Origin of the sequence: Ottowia sp. (assembly GCF_035325765.1) — a bacterium.
Taxonomy (GTDB): domain Bacteria; phylum Pseudomonadota; class Gammaproteobacteria; order Burkholderiales; family Burkholderiaceae_C; genus Ottowia.
Map to the genome: position 1 here is coordinate 1 of NZ_DAOKZG010000010.1, position 14,647 is coordinate 14,647.

At 69.5% G+C, this 14,647-nt stretch carries 12 protein-coding genes; 5 read left to right on the forward strand and 7 right to left on the reverse strand.

The features are described from left to right. Window positions 1-275: 275 nt before the first annotated feature. From fusA to rpsL, 3 genes are all read right to left on the reverse strand, one after another. Complete coding sequence (gene fusA / locus PKA16_RS05445; protein WP_324401177.1) at window positions 276-2,384, reverse strand: elongation factor G; 2,109 nt, start codon at window positions 2,382-2,384, stop codon at window positions 276-278. An 83-nt stretch (window positions 2,385-2,467) separates the two neighbouring features. Continuing rightward, window positions 2,468-2,938: a 30S ribosomal protein S7 gene (gene rpsG, locus PKA16_RS05450; protein ID WP_324401179.1), complete on the reverse strand. Its 471-nt coding sequence runs from the start codon at window positions 2,936-2,938 to the stop codon at window positions 2,468-2,470. 170 nt (window positions 2,939-3,108) lie between these two features. After that, complete coding sequence (rpsL, locus tag PKA16_RS05455; protein WP_324401181.1) at window positions 3,109-3,486, reverse strand: 30S ribosomal protein S12; 378 nt, start codon at window positions 3,484-3,486, stop codon at window positions 3,109-3,111. A gap of 251 nt (window positions 3,487-3,737) precedes the next feature. Here rpsL and PKA16_RS05460 point away from each other — a divergent pair, with 251 nt between their 5' ends. Continuing rightward, a complete protein-coding gene (locus tag PKA16_RS05460) occupies window positions 3,738-5,252 on the forward strand; it encodes an aminomethyltransferase beta-barrel domain-containing protein (protein WP_324401183.1) in 1,515 nt (504 codons plus the stop codon). Window positions 5,253-5,379: 127 nt separating this feature from the next. Here the strand turns inward: PKA16_RS05460 and PKA16_RS05465 are convergent, their stop codons facing one another. The 3 genes from PKA16_RS05465 to PKA16_RS05475 form a co-directional block, all read right to left on the reverse strand. Beyond that, a complete protein-coding gene (locus PKA16_RS05465; protein WP_324401185.1) occupies window positions 5,380-6,402 on the reverse strand; it encodes a C4-dicarboxylate ABC transporter in 1,023 nt (340 codons plus the stop codon). 116 nt (window positions 6,403-6,518) lie between these two features. Then, window positions 6,519-7,004: a single-stranded DNA-binding protein gene (gene ssb, locus PKA16_RS05470; protein WP_324401187.1), complete on the reverse strand. Its 486-nt coding sequence runs from the start codon at window positions 7,002-7,004 to the stop codon at window positions 6,519-6,521. A gap of 69 nt (window positions 7,005-7,073) precedes the next feature. Further along, a complete protein-coding gene (locus PKA16_RS05475) occupies window positions 7,074-8,252 on the reverse strand; it encodes an MFS transporter (protein WP_324401321.1) in 1,179 nt (392 codons plus the stop codon). Between the two features lie 124 nt (window positions 8,253-8,376). On the opposite strand from PKA16_RS05475, the gene PKA16_RS05480 reads away from it, so the two are divergent. The 3 genes from PKA16_RS05480 to corA all read left to right on the forward strand — a co-directional run bounded on the left by PKA16_RS05480 (window position 8,377) and on the right by corA (window position 10,898). Further along, a complete protein-coding gene (locus tag PKA16_RS05480) occupies window positions 8,377-8,883 on the forward strand; it encodes an ecotin family protein (protein ID WP_324401189.1) in 507 nt (168 codons plus the stop codon). A 34-nt stretch (window positions 8,884-8,917) separates the two neighbouring features. Continuing rightward, window positions 8,918-9,496 (forward strand): DedA family protein, encoded by a 579-nt coding sequence (locus PKA16_RS05485; protein WP_324401191.1) that lies wholly within the window; start codon window positions 8,918-8,920, stop codon window positions 9,494-9,496. Window positions 9,497-9,773: 277 nt separating this feature from the next. After that, window positions 9,774-10,898: a magnesium/cobalt transporter CorA gene (gene corA / locus PKA16_RS05490; RefSeq protein ID WP_324401193.1), complete on the forward strand. Its 1,125-nt coding sequence runs from the start codon at window positions 9,774-9,776 to the stop codon at window positions 10,896-10,898. A 29-nt stretch (window positions 10,899-10,927) separates the two neighbouring features. On the opposite strand, the gene PKA16_RS05495 is transcribed toward corA, so the two are convergent. Beyond that, window positions 10,928-11,449 carry a DsrE family protein gene (locus PKA16_RS05495; protein ID WP_324401195.1) on the reverse strand — a complete coding sequence of 174 codons (522 nt, stop codon included), beginning with the start codon at window positions 11,447-11,449 and terminating at the stop codon, window positions 10,928-10,930. 170 nt (window positions 11,450-11,619) lie between these two features. Here PKA16_RS05495 and uvrA point away from each other — a divergent pair, with 170 nt between their 5' ends. Continuing rightward, window positions 11,620-14,631, forward strand: coding sequence for an excinuclease ABC subunit UvrA (gene uvrA / locus PKA16_RS05500; protein WP_324401197.1), 3,012 nt, complete (start codon window positions 11,620-11,622; stop codon window positions 14,629-14,631). The last annotated feature ends 16 nt before the right edge of the window (window positions 14,632-14,647 follow it).

Here is a 14,647-nt window from a genome sequence, read left to right on the forward strand (position 1 = left end):
TTGCCGTGGTCGACGTGACCGATGGTGCCGACGTTGACGTGCGGCTTGCTGCGCTCGAATTTCTCTTTTGCCATGACGGAAAACTCCAGTAAAAAGAACAAATGCCCGTGACCGGGTTTCAAGTCTGCATCCGGATGCCGGGATCGCGCCGCACGGGCACGGCGCGGGCTCCGGATCGCAGACCGGCGGCCAGGGGCCGCCCGCGGGATTCCTGTTTCAGCAGCTGCCGGCGCCGGCCGGGCCCGGGTGCTGCGTCACCCGCGTCCGGCCGCCCCTCACTTGGTGCGCGCGGCGACGATGGCCTCGGCGACGTTCTTCGGCGCCTCGGCGTAGTGCTTGAACTCCATCGTGTAGGTGGCGCGGCCCTGCGTCATCGAGCGCAACTGCGTGGCGTAGCCGAACATCTCGGACAGCGGCACCTCGCCCTTGATCGCCTTGCCGCCACCGACCATGTCGTCCATGCCCTGCACCATGCCGCGACGGCTGGACAGGTCGCCCATCACCGTGCCGGCGTATTCCTCGGGCGTCTCGACCTCGACCGCCATCATCGGTTCGAGGATGACCGGATTGGCCTTGCGCGCGGCCTCCTTGAAGCCGAAGATGGCTGCCATCTTGAAGGCCTGCTCGGACGAGTCGACGTCGTGGTAGGAGCCGAAGGTGAGGCGCACGCGCACGTCGACCACCGGGTAGCCGGCCAGCACACCGCTGGTGAGCGCCTCGACCACGCCCTTCTCCACCGCCGGGATGTACTCGCGCGGCACCACGCCGCCCTTGATCTCGTCGACGAACTCGAAGCCCTTGCCGGGCTCGAGCGGCTCGACCGTGAACACCACGTGGCCGTACTGGCCCTTGCCGCCCGACTGGCGCACGAACTTGCCCTCGACATCGGTGACGGTCTTGCGGATGGTCTCGCGGTAGGCCACCTGGGGCTTGCCGACGTTCGCCTCGACGTTGAACTCGCGCTTCATGCGGTCGACGATGATCTCCAGGTGCAGCTCGCCCATGCCGGCGATGATGGTCTGGCCTGATTCCTCGTCAGTGCGCACGCGAAACGACGGGTCCTCGGCGGCCAGGCGCGACAGCGCGATGCCCATCTTTTCCTGGTCGGCCTTGGACTTGGGCTCCACCGCCTGCGCGATCACCGGCTCGGGGAAGATCATCTTCTCGAGCACGATCGGCGCGTCGATGGCGCACAGAGTCTCGCCCGTCGTCACCTCCTTGAGGCCGACGCAGGCAGCGATGTCGCCAGCACGGATCTCGTCGATCTCGATGCGCTCGTTGGCCCGCATCTGCACGATGCGGCCGATGCGCTCCTTCTTGCCCTTGGTGGCGTTGAACACGGTGTCGCCCTTGGTCAGCACGCCCGAATACACGCGCACGAAGGTGAGCTGGCCGACGAAGGGGTCGGTCATCAGCTTGAACGCCAGCGCCGAGAACTTCTCGTTGTCGTCGGCCTTGCGCGTCAGGTGCTTCTCGTGGTCGTCCGGGTCGGTGCCGGCGATGTCGGGAATGTCGACCGGCGAGGGCAGCAGGTCGAGCACGGCGTCCAGCATGCGCTGCACGCCCTTGTTCTTGAACGCCGATCCGCACAGCATGGGCTGGATCTCGGTGGCGATGGTGCGCTGGCGCAGGCCGGCGATGATGTCGGCCTCGGACAGTTCGCCTTCCTCGAGGTACTTGTTCATCAGTTCCTCGTTCGCCTCGGCGGCCGACTCGACCATCTTCTCGCGCCACTCGGTGGCGCTGTCGACCAGTTCGGCCGGGATGTCGCGATATTCGAACTTCATGCCCTGGCTGGCCTCGTCCCAGTAGATCGCCTTCATCTTGATCAGGTCGACCACGCCCTCGAAGTGGTCCTCGGCACCGATCGGGATCACGATCGGCACGGGATTGGCCTTCAGGCGCAGCTTCATCTGGTCGTGCACCTTGAAGAAGTTGGCGCCCACGCGGTCCATCTTGTTGACGAAGGCCAGGCGCGGCACCTTGTGCTTGTTGGCCTGGCGCCAGACGGTCTCGGACTGGGGCTGCACGCCGCCGACGGCGCAGTACACCATCACCGCGCCGTCCAGCACGCGCATCGAGCGCTCGACCTCGATCGTGAAGTCGACGTGGCCCGGGGTGTCGATGATGTTGATGCGGTATTCGGGGCGCGACAGGTCCATGCCCTTCCAGAAGCAGGTCACGGCGGACGACGTGATGGTGATGCCGCGCTCCTGCTCCTGCTCCATCCAGTCGGTCGTCGCGGCGCCGTCGTGCACCTCGCCCAGCTTGTGCGTCACGCCGGTGTAGAACAGGATGCGCTCGGACGTCGTGGTCTTGCCAGCGTCGATGTGCGCCGAGATACCGATGTTGCGGTAGCGCTCGATGGGGGTTTTGCGTGCCATGATGCTCTCTCGTTAACGGCCAAGAGCCCGCCCGCCAGCACCGGCGGGTCGGGCCCCGAAGCCCTGATCCAGGAAGTTGGGCCTCAGAAGCGGAAGTGACTGAAGGCCTTGTTGGCCTCGGCCATGCGGTGCACCTCGTCGCGGCGCTTCATCGCGCCGCCGCGACCCTCGGTGGCCTCCAGCAACTCGTTGGCCAGGCGCAGGGCCATCGACTTCTCGCCGCGCTTGCGCGCCGCCTCCTTGATCCAGCGCATCGACAGCGCCAGGCGGCGCACCGGACGCACCTCGACCGGCACCTGGTAGTTCGCGCCGCCGACGCGTCGGCTCTTGACCTCGACCATCGGCTTGACGTTGTTGATCGCGGTGACGAACAACTCGAGCGGATCCTTGCCGCTCTTCTTCTCCATCTGCTCGAAGGCACCATAGATGATGCGCTCGGCCACCGCCTTCTTGCCGCCCTCCATGATCACGTTCATGAACTTGGACAGCTCGACATTGCCGTACTTGGGATCCGGCAGGATTTCACGCTTGGGAACTTCGCGACGACGTGGCATTGGAATGACCTTTCATTTGCTTCAGCTGGCTGGCGACTCGGTGTTGCACCTGCTGCGCCCGCCGCGCAGGTCCATCGGGAACCTGCACTTACTCGACCCCATCCTGGGGGTCACTACGTTCGCCGCGGAGTCGTCAGCCCCGCCCGGCGAACACCGGGGAAACCTGGCCCTCAGGCCTTCTTCGGGCGCTTGGCGCCGTATTTGGAGCGCGATTGCTTGCGGTCCTTGACGCCCTGCAGGTCGAGCGCGCCGCGCACGATGTGGTAGCGCACGCCCGGCAGGTCCTTGACCCGGCCGCCGCGCACCAGCACCACGCTGTGTTCCTGCAGGTTGTGGCCCTCGCCGCCGATGTAGGAGATGACCTCGAAGCCGTTGGTCAGGCGCACCTTGGCGACCTTGCGCAGCGCCGAGTTCGGCTTCTTCGGCGTGGTGGTGTACACGCGCGTGCACACCCCGCGTCGCTGGGGGCAGTTCTGCATCGCCGGGCTCTTGGACTTGGTCGTCTCGACCGCCCGCCCGTGACGCACCAGTTGACTGATGGTTGGCATGAATTTCCCTAAACGTGAAAGTCACGTGGCACCCACGTGACGAAAATGCGCCGTCCGAAGCAGACCCCGCGGCGCGGCTCCCGCACGCCGCGCTGGCGCATGCCAAAGTTCGGCAGCCGGCAAAAAGACGCCGCCGAGACTCCCAAGAGGCACGCAAAAGCGCTCGCAAACGCGGGAAAAGCTTTAAATTATAGCCGGTGCGTGACCTCGCCACAAGTGACCGCCCCCGGTCGGGCTGGGATAATTATTTTATGAGCAAGCAGCGTGTGGTGGTAGGCCTCTCCGGCGGCGTGGATTCGGCCGTCAGTGCCTGGCTGCTCAAGCAGGCCGGGTATGAAGTGGTCGGCATCTTCATGAAGAACTGGGAAGACGACGATGACGATGCCTACTGTTCATCCAACCAGGATTTCATCGATGCCGCCGCCGTGGCCGACGTGTTGGGCATCGAACTCGAGCACGTCAACTTCGCCACCGAGTACAAGGACCGGGTGTTCGCCGAGTTCCTGCGCGAATACCGGGCCGGCCGCACGCCGAATCCGGACGTGCTGTGCAATGCCGAGATCAAGTTCAAGGCTTTCCTGGACCATGCCCTCCGCCTGGGCGCGGACAAGATCGCGACGGGGCATTACGCCCGTGTCCGCTGCGTCGCAGCGGACACGGGCGAGCCCATGGGGCCCAATGAAACATCACGCGCGACCGCGCGTGATGGCGCCCGTGCCCGCCCCGTGGCAGCGGACACGGGCGAGCCCATCGGGCCCAATGAAACATCACGCGCGACCGCGCGTGATGGCGCCCGTGCCCGCCCCGTGGCAGCGGACACGGGCGAGCCCATCGGGCCCAATGAAACATCACGCGCGACCGCGCATGATGGCGCCCGTGCCCGCCCCGTGGCAGCGGACACGGGTACGCCCATCGGGCCCAATGAAACATCACGGACGACCGTGCGTGATGGCGCCCGTGCCCGCCCCGTGGCAACGGACGCGGGTGAGCCCATCAGGCCCGATGGAGCATCACGCGCGGGTGCGCGGGTGCGCTTCGAGCTGCTCAAGGGCCTCGATCCGGCCAAGGACCAGAGCTACTTCCTGCACCGGCTGACTCAGGCACAACTGGCACGCACGCTGTTCCCGCTGGGCGAGTTGCACAAGAGCGAGGTGCGCCGCATCGCGTCCGAGATCGGGCTGCCGGTGGCGCGCAAGAAGGATTCGACCGGCATCTGCTTCATCGGCGAGCGGCCGTTCCGCGAATTCCTGGCACGCTACCTGCAGACGCAGCCAGGCCCGATCCAGGACGAGCGCGGGCGCACCATCGGCGAGCACGTCGGTCTGAGCTTCTACACCCTGGGCCAGCGCCAGGGCCTGGGCATCGGCGGCCTGAAGAACCGGGGCACGCCGCGCGGCGGCGGCCACCATGCGCCCTGGTTCGTGGCGCGCAAGGACCTGGCGCGCAACACCCTGGTCGCGGTGCAGGGGCACGACCACCCCTGGCTGCTGGCGCACGAACTGGAGTTCGACGATGCCAGCTGGGTCGCCGGCACACCGCCCGCGCCGGGCGCCTACGCCGCCAAGACCCGCTACCGCCAGCAGGACGCCGCCTGCACGCTGGCGGCCGCGGCCGAGGCGGGCAGCTACCGCCTGCGCTTTGCCCAGCCCCAGTGGGCCGTCACGCCGGGGCAGAGCGCGGTGCTGTACGACGGCGAGGTCTGCCTCGGTGGCGGCGTCATCACCACCGCGGTCACGCGGGAGCCGAGCGCCAGCCGCGACACATGAACCGACCCTGCTCCGAGGTCTGCGGAGCAGGCCGGTCGGGGCGACCGTGGCCGGGGCCTCCCTGGCCACTGGCTGCGTCCCCCTTCCAGGGGGAAGACGCAGCAGGCGGCACAGGGGATGCTTGACCTCACCCGTCGCGCGGCGCCGAGCGCGTCGCGGTCACGCTCAGGGCGGGTGGCGGCGCGTCGGGCACGAGCAGGCTGCCCTGCTGCCAGGACTTCCAGCTCGACAGCGCCAGCAGCAGCACCGCCAGGCTCGCCAGCGCCAGCGCCAGCATGGCGAGCGGCTGCAGCGCCGGCTGGTAGACCACCAGGCGCAGCGTCAGCGCGGCAAAGGCGCTGAGCGGAAAGCCGATGGCCCAGAAGCCGATGGTGAAGGGCTGGGCCAGGATGCGCCGGCCGAGCGATCCGCACGCCAGCAGGAACAGCAGGGCCACGCCCCAGCACATCCAGGCCAGCACCGGCGGACCCCCGAGCTGCAACACGCCACTGCCGATCAGCGCCGGCGGCGTGATGGCGATGAAGGTGGCGGGCAGCAGGCGCTCGGGCCACAGGCCCTGCGTCGCCACGCGCACCAGAAGCAAGGCCAGCACCACCGGCCACAGCAGCACGCCGACACCGAACTGCGCCGCCGCCCAGTCGCCCGCGCCCAGTGCGCCACCCGCCAGCGGCGCCAGCACGTTGCCGACCACGGGGATGAACAGCACCGGCGTCAGGGCCGGCCAATTCAGCCCGGTGTTGCGATCGACGCGCAGCCAGCGCACCAGCACCCAGACCGTGACCCCCCATTGCAGCAGCGAGCCGGTCCACCACACGGCAGCCAGCCAGGCGTTCGTGCCGAGCAGCGACACCCCCGCCGTGGCGAGCAGCAGCAGCGAGACCGGTACCGCCCCCAGGAAGGCGTGGCGCGCCGGATGCGCCAGCTCGTCCGCCACGGCCTGGGCCTGGACCTGCCAGCGGATCCAGGAAAACAGCGCCAGCGCGCCAAATGCCAGCGCCGCCAGCAGGGCCAGCACCAGCGCCCCGGCCCCCGCCAGTTCGCCCAGCACCGGCACCGCGCGCAGCCAGGCCAGGGCCAGGCCGGCCACGCTCATGACGATGGCGAACCAGTTGAAGGACAGGTGTTGCAGGGCGTCAGGACGCAGGGCCATGGCGAGGAAGCGGGCACGGCGCCCGGGTGCGGATGCAGCGGGCCGGCCGGCGGACCGGCTGAGGCCCCCTGCGGAGACCCGGGCCCTCGATCAACAAAGGAGAAACGCTTTCTGCCTCAAAATGGGATGTCGTCGTCCATGTCGGCAAAGCCGGCGTCCGCGGCCGGTGCCGCGGCGCGCGGCGCGGCGGCGGGGCGTGCGGCCGGGGCACGGGGCGCCGCCGGGGCGCCGAAACCCGCATCGTCCGTCGGGCCGCCCATGCCCTGGCGGCTGCCGAGCATCTGCATGGTGTCGCCGCGAATCTCGGTGGCATAGCGATCCTGGCCGGTTTCCTTGTCCTGCCACTTGCGCGTGCGGATGCTCCCTTCGACATAGACCTGCGAGCCCTTGCGCAGGTACTGGCCGGCGATCTCGGCCAGGCGGCCACCGAACACGATGCTGTGCCATTCGGTGTGCTCGCGCATCTCGCCACTCTGCTTGTCGCGCCACTTGTCGGTGGTCGCGAGGCGAATGTTGCAGATCTGGTCGCCGCTCGGGAACGAGCGCATCTCGGGGTCGCGCCCGAGGTTGCCGACGAGGATGACTTTGTTGACGGAGGCCATGACGATCTTGATCCGTGGGTGGGCGTTGCGAAGGACCTGCCATTGTGCCGCATGCCCCCGGCGCGACCGTCAGGCGCGCGGGCGCAGGGTTTCGGGCATCGGCTGGGCCCAGCCCAGCAGCAGCCACAGCGCCACCAGCACCGAGGTGCCGCTCAGCACGGCGGCCGGGCCGCCGAGCTTGAACAGCCAGCCACCCAGGGCACCGCCGGCAAACAGGCCGAGCGACTGCAGCGTGTTGTAGACGCCCAGCGCGGCGCCGCGCGCGTTGGCAGGAGCCAGGCGCGAGATCAGGCTGGGCTGGCTGGCCTCGATCAGGTTGAAGGCCACGAAGAAGAAGAACATCACCCAGCCCAGGGTCCACAGTCCCGGCGCATTGGGCGCGATCAGCATCAGCGCGAACTGCACCAGCAGCAGCAGGGCGATGCCGGCCCGCAGCACGGCGCGCAGGTAGCCGCGGCGCTCGAGCGCGAACAGCCCGCCCATCATGACGAACGAGGCCAGCACCGCCGGCAGGTAGAGCTGCCAGTGGCGCGCCTTGACCAGGCCGGCCTGCACCAGCAGCTCGGGCACCACCACCCACATCGCCATCTGCACCGTGTGCAGCACGAACACGCCCAGGTCCAGGCGCCACAGGTGCGGGTGCAGCCAGACGTCCTGCAGGCGGCCGAGCGGCTGGTCGGCGTGGCGCCGGGGCTCGTCGGGCGTCCAGCGCAGCACCACCAGGATGCCGCCGATCGCCAGCAGCGCCGTCAGCCAGAACAGGCCCGAAAGGTGGATGGCACCCGCGAGCGGCGGCGCCGCCACCAGCGACAGGGCGAACATGCCGGCGATGCTGATGCCCACGGCCGCCATCGCCTTGGTGCGCACGATGTCGCGCGTGAGATCGGCCAGCAGCGCCGTCACCGCGGCCGACACCGCGCCCGCGCCCTGCAGCGCGCGCCCGACCACCAGCATGTGCACGCTGCCAGCCAGCGCGGCGGCGACGCTGCCGAGCGCGAACACGACCAGCCCCCAGACGATCACCTTCTTGCGACCGATGCGATCGGAGGCCAGGCCCAGCGGCACCTGCATCACCGCCTGCGTCAGGCCGTAGATGCCCATGGCCAGGCCGATCAGCGCCGGATCGTCGCCCCCCGGGTAGCGCGCGGCCTCCAGCATGAACACCGGCAGCACCAGGAACAGGCCCAGCATGCGCAGGGCGAAGATGGCGGCCAGTGACTGGGTGGCGCGTCGCTCGGGCACCGTCATGCGGTGCGCGGGAAGCTCGGGAGCGGAAAGCGTGGCGGAATCGGACATCGGGGGAATGCGCAGTGTGCCGGCGTGGACGAGCGCGCTTATATTGTCGGGCATCGCCCGTTCGTCCACTGGAGCCATGAAGAAAACCGCATCCCGACTGATCCGCCTGGCTGCCGTGCTGCCCGCCTGCGGCGCGCTGCTGGCCGCCTGCGCCCAGCAGCCGGCCGCGCCGAACCCCGCAGCGGACAAGGAACTGAAGGCCTTCCCCACCGAGTTGAAGGGCTACCGACGCCACGTGATCGCACTGCCGGCCCTGCCCGCCGAGTCCGACCACCAGCTCGAGCTGATCGGCACCAGGGCCATGACGGTGGACTGCAACACGCGCGGCATGGACGGCCGCTTCGAGGCGCGCGACGTGCAGGGCTGGGGCTACACCTACTGGGTGCTGCACAGCCGCGGCCAGGTGATGACCACCATGATGGCCTGCCCACCGGGGAGCGAGCGCCCGGGCGTGGTGCAGACCCCGGGCACGCTGGTGCGCTACAACAGCAAGCTGCCGGTGGTGGTGTTCGTGCCGGAAGGCATGGGCCTGGGCTACCGGGTCTGGAGCGCCGGCGCATTGCAGGTCGCCGCGCCGCGCTGAGCGGCCACCGGCCCCGGCGGATCGGGTCGTGGCCATGGACCGGCTGATCCACGGGTTGATCGAGCAGTACGGCCTGCTGGCCGTGTTCCTCGGTTGCCTGGCGGAAGGCGAGACCGCCGCCCTGCTGGGCGGCTTCTTCGCGCACCAGCGCCTGTTCGCGCCCTGGCAGTCGGTCCTGGCCGCGTTCTGCGGCGCGGCATTGGGCGACACCGCGTTTTTCCTGCTGGGGCGGCGCTATGCGCAGCACCCCTGGGTCGCACGGCTGCGCACGCGCCCCGGCTTCGATCGGGCCGACCGGCTGCTGCGCCAGCATCCCAACCTGTTCGTGCTGTCCAACCGCTACATCTACGGCATGCGCCTGGTCGGCGGGGTGGCGGCGGGCCTGGCGGAAATCCCGCTGTGGCGCTTCGTGCTGCTCAACGCCACGTCGGCGCTGGCCTGGGCCCTGTTGTTCACCGCGCTCGGCTATGGCTTCGGCCTGGGTGCCGAGCAGGTCCTGGGCCGCGCCCTGCACGCACACCAGCGGCTGTGGCTGGCGCTCGGCCTGGCGCTGGCGATGGCGCTGGTGGCGGCCGGCTTGCGGCGTCGGCGCCGGCGGCATGCCGGGCACTGAAACTGAATCCGTGATCACGCGCGCCCTGCCTGGGGGACGGGCTGCGAGGCTGAGTGCCGCGGCTCCAGGGCGCCTGCGCACCCCTGGACGGCACGAAGAAGGCCAGCCTCCGGGTGGCCCGCGCCCTGCAAGGGCAAGGCACCGCAATAGCTGGGGCGCGCGAGCATTTGCAGCGAAGCAGACCACCCCCGACCGGGATGCACGGGGCGCGAGAGACCTGTTCGGGGTCGCCCCGAGGCGCGCACCGCGCTGCGCCGCCCTGTGCTAACTTGTCGCCATGCAAGCCCCGTTCAAGACCCGGCTGTCCTATCTGCGCCGCCACGCGATCGGCACGCGCCACGTGCGACCCGGCACGGCCCCGGGCTCGCTGGGCGCCGCGACGACGGATGCCGCGGCGGTGACACCTCCCGCGCGCCTGCTGCTGATGCGCTACGACGCGCACGGACTGGTCGAGGAGCAGGCGCTGGCGACGCTCGATGCGCTGGCGGCGCCCGCCGCCGATGCCGCCCGCGTCACCTGGCTGCACCTGCAGGGCCGACCCGACGCCGCGCAGCTGCAGGCGCTGGGCGAGCGCTTCGGCCTGCACCCCCTGGCGCTGGAGGACGTACTGCATCGCGAAGCACGCGCCAAGGTGGAGGAATTCGACGGCCAGCAGTTCGTGGTGCTGAGCCAGGTGCACCGCGACGCGAGCGGCGACTTCTGCACCGACCAGGTGGGCTTCTTCCTCGGCGCCGACTACGTCATCAGCATCAACCAGGGACCGGAGGACGTGTTCGGCCCGGTACGCGAGCGCATCCGGGCCGGCAGCAAGGTCCGCGCCCACGGGGCAGACTATCTGCTGTACGCCTTGATCGACGTCATCGTCGATGGCGCCTTCGCCCTGCTGGAAGAGCTGGGTGACCGCCTGGAGGCGCTGGAAGACGAGATCCTGGACGACCCGAACCGCGAGGCGCGCAACCAGATCCACTGCGCCAAGCGCGAGCTGGTGCAGATGCGCCGCGCCTGGTGGCCGCAGCGCGAGGTGATCGCGGCCCTGATGCGCGACGAGGAGCACTGGCTGTCCGACACCACGCGCCTGTACCTGCGCGACTGCTACGACCACTGCGTGATCGTGATCGACTTCGTCGAGACCTACCGCGAGATGACCTCCAGCCTGCTGGACACCTACCTGTCGGCCGTGACCCAGCGCATGAACGACATCATGAAGGCGCTCACCATCATCGCCACCATCTTCCTGCCGCTCACTTTCATCACCGGGCTGTACGGCATGAACTTCGACACCAGCAGTCCCTGGAACCTGCCCGAACTGCACTGGCGCTACGGCTATCCCTACGTGCTGGGCGTGATGAGCGGGGTGGTGATCGGCATGGTGATCTACTTCCGGCGCAAGCGCTGGCTGTGAACGCGGCGTGGCCCCCGGAAGCCGCCCGACTACGGCTGCTCCAGCCGGCGCACGTCGCGCACGTCGAGCGGCGTGGGGTTCATGTAGTGGTAGCCCCGGCTCTGCCACAGCGCCAGTTCGGCAAAGCCGATCGGCACCACGGTGATGAAGCCGTGCATGTCCTCGGGCAGGAAGCCGGCGGCGCGCAGGGCCTGGTTGCACATCTTGAATTCGACGCCCTGCGCCGCCAGTTCGGCCATCTGGTCGACCACGCCCTGGTATTTCTCGTAGTTCTCGATGGCGAATGCCCGCAGTTCGGGGCCGTGTGTCACCACCACGGTCCTGCCGCGCGTCTCCCGCCGCGTGTGCAGCACGAAGCTGTAGAGCGCTCCGAGGGAATCGGGGCGGCTGTAGTTGACGTCCCACACCGTGTTCAGCTCCGGCGTGGGGTGCATGTCGACCCTGGCACGGCCATACGGCGCGAAGCCGTCATCCGCGCTCGCGCCCGGCTGCGCCAGCAGCAGTGCCGTGGCCAGTCCTGCAGCGCGGAGCGGCCCAAGTGTCCATTTCATGTGCGGTCTCCTCGTGCGGCCAGTGGCCGCGGCCCGCATCAGCCAGCCAGCGTCCACCTTCGCCCCTTCTAGCAGATTCGCCCGGCATGTGGGCGGGTCGCGCACCCGGCTGGCACGCGATGCCGTGGTTTCCGATAATCAAGGGTTGCCCTGCACGCAGGGCGCTTGCCATGAACGATCTTTCAGCCCGCCCGACCCCTGCAGCCGCGACCGACGGCCTGCCGCTGGCCGCCGCCCTGCGCCGCCCGGTCATCGCCGTGCGCGGCGCGCGCACGCACAACCTGAAGAACATCGACCTCGACATCCCCAAGGAACGCTTGGTGGTGATCACCGGCCTGTCCGGCTCGGGCAAGTCATCGCTGGCCTTCGACACCCTGTACGCCGAAGGCCAGCGGCGCTACGTGGAAAGCCTGTCGAGCTACGCGCGCCAGTTCCTGCAGGTGATGGACAAGCCAGACGTGGACTCGATCGACGGCCTGTCGCCGGCAATCGCGATCGAGCAGAAGGCCAGCAGCCACAACCCGCGCTCCACCGTCGGCACGGTGACCGAGATCCACGACTACCTGCGCCTGCTGTACGCCCGCGCCGGCACGCCGCACTGCCCCGAGCACGACCTGCCGCTCACGGCACAGACCGTGAGCCAGATGGTCGACGCCACCCTGGCCCTGCCCGAGGGCACGCGCCTGATGATCCTGGCGCCGCTGGTGCGCGCGCGCAAGGGCGAGCACGGCGAACTGCTGGCGCGCATGCAGGCGCTGGGCTACGTGCGCCTGCGCATCGACGGCGCCATCGCCCTGGCCGACCGCCTGCCGGCGCTGCAGAAGAACGACAAGCACGACATCGACGTCGTGATCGACCGGCTGCGGGTCCGGCCGGACATGAAATCCCGCCTGGCCGACAGCTTCGAGGCCGCGCTGCGCCTGGCCGACGGGCGTGCCATCGCGCTGGAAATGGATGCCCCTGCCGGCGCCGGGACGGCCCAGGACGCCCCCGCGCAGGAGCACCTGTTCAACAGCCGCTTTGCCTGCCCGGTGTGTGACTACTCACTGCCCGAGCTGGAGCCGCGCCTGTTCTCCTTCAACGCGCCGGCCGGTGCCTGCCCGACCTGCGGTGGCCTGGGCACGACCGACGTGTTCGACCCGCAGCGCGTGGTCGCCTTTCCCTCGCTCAGCCTGGCCAGCGGCGCCATCAAGGGTTGGGACCGGCGCAATGCCGACTACTACGCCCTCATCGAGAGCCTGGGCGAGCACTACGGTTTCGACCCCGAGACGCCGTTCGAGGACCTGCCCGAACGCGTGCGCGAGGTGATCCTGCACGGCTCGGGCGACGAGGAAATCGCCTTCCGCTACCGGCTCGAGCGCCGCGCCGGCGACGCGCGCAGCGTCAGCAAGAGCCACCCCTTCGAGGGCATCCTGCCCAACATGGCGCGGCGCTGGCGCGAGACCGACTCGGCCGTGGTGCGCGAGGAACTGTCGCGCTACCGCAGCCAGCTGCCCTGCCCCGACTGCGGCGGCACGCGCCTGCGCCGCGAGGCACGCCACGTCTTCATCGGCGAGGGCGCGCAGCGCCGTGCCATCTACGAGATCAGTCATGTCACCCTGGGCGAGGCCCGGGCCTGGTTCGACCAGCTGCGGCTCAGCGGCGCCAGGGCCGAGATCGCGGCCAAGGTGGTGCGCGAGATCGCCAGCCGGCTGAAGTTCCTGAACGACGTCGGCCTGTCGTATCTGAGCCTGGAGCGGCGCGCCGAGACCCTGTCGGGCGGCGAGGCCCAGCGCATCCGCCTGGCGAGCCAGATCGGCTCGGGCCTGACGGGCGTGATGTACGTGCTGGACGAGCCCAGCATCGGCCTGCACCAGCGCGACAACGACCGCCTGATCGGCACGCTCCGGCACCTGCGCGACCTCGGCAACACGGTGCTGGTGGTCGAGCACGACGAGGACACCATGCGCGCGGCCGACCACATCATCGACCTCGGCCCCGGCGCCGGCGTGCACGGCGGGCGCGTCATGGCGCAGGGCACGTTCGACGAGGTGGCGGCGACACCCCATTCCGTGACCGGCCAGTTCCTGCGTGGCGAGCGCGCCATCGCCGTGCCGCGCAAGCGCAAGCCCTTCCCGCGCCAGTCGGCCGGCGCCGCCGCGACCGAGCCCGCACCCGCGGGCGTGCTGCGCGTCGCCGGGGCGCGCGGCCACAACCTTCGGAACCTGACGGTGGACTTTCCGGTCGGCCTGCTGACCTGCGTCACCGGCGTCTCCGGCTCGGGCAAGAGCACCCTGGTCAACGACACGCTCTACACCGCCGCGGCGCGCGAGGTGCACCGCGCGCACGCCGAACCCGCGCCGCACGAGGCGATCGAGGGCCTGGCCCGGTTCGACAAGGTGATCGCGGTCGACCAGGCACCAATCGGGCGCACGCCGCGCAGCAACCCCGCCACGTACACCGGGCTGTTCACGCCGATCCGCGAACTCATGGCCGAGACCGCGATGGCGCGCGAGCGCGGCTACGGCCCGGGACGCTTTTCCTTCAACGTGCCGCAGTCCTCCGGCGGCGGCCGCTGCGAGGCCTGCCAGGGCGACGGCCTGCTGAAAGTCGAGATGCACTTCCTGCCCGACGTCTACGTCGCCTGCGACGTCTGCCACGGCCGACGCTACAACCGCGAGACGCTGGAGGTGCAGTGGAAGGGCCGCGACATCGCGCAGATCCTGGACATGACGGTGGAGGAAGCGCACGCCTTCTTCCAGGACCAGCCGCCCATCGCCCGCAAGCTGCAGACCCTGCTCGACGTCGGCCTGTCCTACATCACCCTGGGCCAGAGCGCCACCACGCTGTCGGGCGGCGAGGCCCAGCGCGTCAAGCTGGCGCTGGAGCTGTCCAAGCGTGACACCGGGCGCACGCTCTACGTGCTGGACGAACCCACCACCGGCCTGCACTTCGCCGACATCGAGCTGCTGCTGAAGGTGCTGCACCAGCTGCGCGACGCCGGCAACACCATCGTCGTGATCGAACACAACCTGGACGTCATCAAGACTGCTGACTGGATCATCGACCTGGGGCCGGAAGGCGGCGACGGCGGCGGCCGCATCGTGGCGCAGGGCACGCCGGAGCAGGTGGCGGCCACAGCGGGCAGCCATACGGGACGCTATCTGCAGGCCTGCCTGTCCGGCCAGGCAGCGTCGTCTTGATGATCGATCTGAAATT